Source organism: Streptomyces laculatispora (assembly GCF_017353455.1).
Taxonomy (GTDB): Bacteria; Actinomycetota; Actinomycetes; order Streptomycetales; family Streptomycetaceae; genus Streptomyces; species Streptomyces laculatispora.
The window spans coordinates 1-3421 of sequence record NZ_JAFMPZ010000036.1 but is presented as its reverse complement, the minus strand read 5'-3'; the positions used below and the strand labels follow the sequence as shown (position 1 = coordinate 3421).

The 3421-nt window shown below is 71.8% G+C and carries 2 protein-coding genes; both read left to right on the top strand.

Annotation, left to right across the window (positions count from 1 at the left end; genetic code table 11):
- Positions 1-101: 101 nt before the first annotated feature.
- Positions 102-1775: a glycerol-3-phosphate dehydrogenase/oxidase gene (locus J1C73_RS01380; protein WP_207314696.1), complete on the top strand. Its 1674-nt coding sequence runs from the start codon at positions 102-104 to the stop codon at positions 1773-1775.
- Positions 1772-3325 (top strand): FAD-binding oxidoreductase, encoded by a 1554-nt coding sequence (locus tag J1C73_RS01375; protein WP_207314695.1) that lies wholly within the window; start codon positions 1772-1774, stop codon positions 3323-3325. The genes J1C73_RS01380 and J1C73_RS01375 overlap by 4 nt, the downstream gene beginning before the upstream one ends.
- Positions 3326-3421: the final 96 nt, after the last annotated feature.

Genomic DNA, 3421 nt, shown 5'->3' with positions numbered 1-3421 from the left:
CACTCACACCCCTCACCCCCCACTGACGGCCCCTCACCCGTCAGCCGGCGGCCGGTACCCGACCACGCGGCCGCCGCACCGAAACACCAGGAGTTGATGTTGTGATCACCATGCCCGCCCGGAAGCCGCGGCGCAGTGCCGCGGCCACCCGCCGGACGCCCCTGCTGCTGGACCGCGCGGCGGCCAAGCGCCGGCTGGCCGACGACACGTACGACGTGCTCGTCATCGGCGGCGGCATCACCGGCGCGTACGCCGTGCTGGACGCGGCCTCGCGCGGTCTGCGCGCGGCGCTGGTCGAGAAGGACGACTTCGCCTCCGGCACGTCGTCGAAGTCCTCGAAGATGGTCCACGGCGGCCTGCGCTACATCGAGCAGGGCAACGTCAACCTCGTACGCCACTCGCTGCTGGAGCGGCACCGCTTCCGCAAGAACGCCCCGCACCTGGTGCACCGGCTGCCGTTCCTCTTCCCGATCCTGGAGAAGGAGGGCATCTTCGACGCCCGCCTCGCCAAGGGCTTCGAGGGCCTGCTGTGGACGTACGACCTGGTCGGCGGCTGGCGGATCGGCAAGCTCCACCAGCGGCTCACCGTGCCCGAGGTCCTCGCGCAGGCGCCGACGCTGCGCGCGGAGAACCTCCAGGGCGGGCTGATGTACTTCGACGCCCGCACCGACGACGCGCGGCTCGTGCTGACCATCGTGCGGACCGCGGCGGCACTGGGGGCCACGGTCCTCAACGGTGCCAAGGCCGAGGGCCTGCTGATGCAGAGCGGCAAGGTCGCCGGGGCCCGCGTCTCGGTGGACGGCGACAGTGTCGACATCCGGGCGCGGGCCGTCGTCAACGCCACCGGGGTGTGGACCGACGAGCTGGACGCGAAGGCCGTCGACGGCCACAAGCCGCAGGTACGGCCCGCCAAGGGCGTCCACATCGTGGTGCCCTGGGACAAGGTGCGGATCAACTGCACGGTCACCGTGCCGATCCCGGGCCGGGCCCGCCGCGCGACCTGCACCCGCTGGGGCAACAGCGTCGTGCTGGGCACCACGGACGAGGACTACCAGGGCTCCCCCGACGATGTGCACTGCACCCGCCAGGAGATGGACTTCCTGCTGGAGGGCGCCAACACCGCCTTCGAGGGGAAGCTCACCCCGGACGACGTGGTCGGCTCCATCGGCGGGCTGCGCCCGCTGGTCGGCGGCAAGGAGGGCGCGACGCTCGACATGCGCCGCGACCACCACATCAGCATCGGCCGCACCGGCATGGTGACCGTGACCGGCGGCAAGCTCACCACCAGCCGCCACATGGGCGAGCTCGTCATCGACAAGGTGATGACGGTCCTGGGCCGCAAGGGGAAGAGCCGCACCAGCGACCTCCCGCTGCTCGGCGGTTCCGGGTACGACGCCGAGGCCGTGGCCGCCTCCGGTGGTATCGCCGCCCACCTGGGCGAGCGCTTCGGCACCGAGGCCCGCTTCGTGGGCGACCTGATCCAGGAGGACCCGACGCTGTCCGAGCCGATCGTCGCGGGGCTCCCGTACACCAGGGCCGAGGTCGTGTACGCGGCCCGCGCCGAGCTGGCCCGCTCGGTCGACGACGTCCTCTCCCGCCGGATGCGCGCCCGGCTGTTCGCCCGGGACGCCTCCGCCGAGGCGGCGGGCGCGGTCGGCGCGATCCTCGGCCGGGAACTGAACCTCACGGAGGCCGAGGTGGACCGCTCGGTCTCCGAGTACCTCGCAGCCGTCCGTCACGAAAAGTCCGTACTCCTCGAAGGGGCAGCAGCATGATCAGCCGTCAGACCATCACCCACCCGTTCAACCGGGGCAACTACACGATCGGTGCCCCCAGCTTCGCCAAATGGGCGCAGAACACCCCGATCGGGGACGGCGAGGCCGCGCTCCAGGTCAACCCGGTCCAGGTCCCCGAGAGCGTGGTCGAGGCGCTGCGCGAGGCCGCGCACGCCGTGCACGTGGAGCGCGACGAGGTCGTCACCCGGACCCGTGACTGGTGGGCCGGTTCGATGATCGGCGAGACCGAGGGCCGTCCCGCGACGCCGGACGCCGTGGTCGTCGAGGCCGCCGACGCGGACCAGATCGCGGCCGTGCTGCGGATCTGCCACGAGGCGGGCATTCCGGTCACCCCGTCCGCGGGCCGCTCGAACGTCACGGGCGCGGCGCTGCCGGTCTTCGGCGGTGTGGTGCTGGACGTGTGCGCGCTGAACCGGATCACCGGCTTCGACGCCGGGTCGAACGTCGTGGACGTCGAGGCCGGCATGTTCGGCGACCTCTTCGAGAAGCAGCTCCAGGAGGAGTACGGCGTCACGACCGGCCACTGGCCCTCCGCCTTCGCCGTCTCCACGGTCGGCGGCTGGATCGCCTGCCGCGGCGCCGGTCAGCTCTCCACGCGCTACGGCAAGATCGAGGACATGGTCGTCGGTGTGGACGTGATCCACGCGGACGGCACCCGCGCCACGTACGGCGACTACGCCCGCGCGGCGGTCGGCCCGGACCTGCGCCAGCTGTTCATCGGCTCCGAGGGCACCCTCGGGGTCATCGTCTCGGCCCGGCTGCGCGTCCACCCGCTGCCTACGTTCGCGAACGCCGTCGCGTTCGGCTTCAAGACCTTCGCGGAAGGCCTGGACGCCTGCCGCGAGATCATGCAGCGCGGTGCGACCCCGGCCGTGCTGCGGCTGTACGACACCCTGGAGTCGGGTACGCACTTCGGCCACCCGGAGACCAATCTCCTGCTGATCGCCGACGAGGGCGACCCGACGATCGTGGACGCCTCGATCAAGGTGGCGGCCGAGGTCTGCTCCGCGTACGGACCCGAGCTGGACTCCAAGGCGGTCTTCGAGCGCTGGCTGGACGAGCGGATGCTCGTCGGCAAGTCCGCGGACGGCTTCACGCCGGGTCCGGGCTTCGTCGCCGACACGCTGGAGATGGCCGCGTCCTGGACCGACCTCCCGGTGATCTACGACGAGGTGGTCGCCGCGATCCAGTCGGTGCCCGGCACCCTGGCCGCCTCGGCGCACCAGTCGCACGCCTACACCGACGGCGCCTGCGTCTACTTCTCGCTGCGCGGTGACGTGGCTCCCGAGTCGCGGCGCGACTGGTACCGCTCGGTGTGGGACGCCGCCAACGCCGTCCTCATCCGCCATGCGGCGGCGCTCAGCCACCACCACGGCTGCGGACTGCTGCGCGGCCCCTACCTGGAGGAATCCCTGGGCGCGGGCTTCGCGACGTTCGTCGCGGTGAAGGCCGCCCTGGACCCGGCCGGCATTCTCAACCCTGGCAAACTGGGCCTTCCCAGCCGATTCGGCACACCTCCGCTCAACTGACCCGGTAACCGCGAACCCCTCCCGGGCAGGCCCGGGGCCTTTCGTCTGGATCAGGCCGCAGATGGGCGTGCCAGACCGCGAGCCCGGCATGATCCA

What these genes read in the sequence shown, in the direction of transcription:
- J1C73_RS01375 (WP_207314695.1), top strand. Translation starts at nt 1,772, where the DNA reads ATGATCAGCCGTCAGACCATCACCCACCCGTTCAACCGGGGCAACTAC.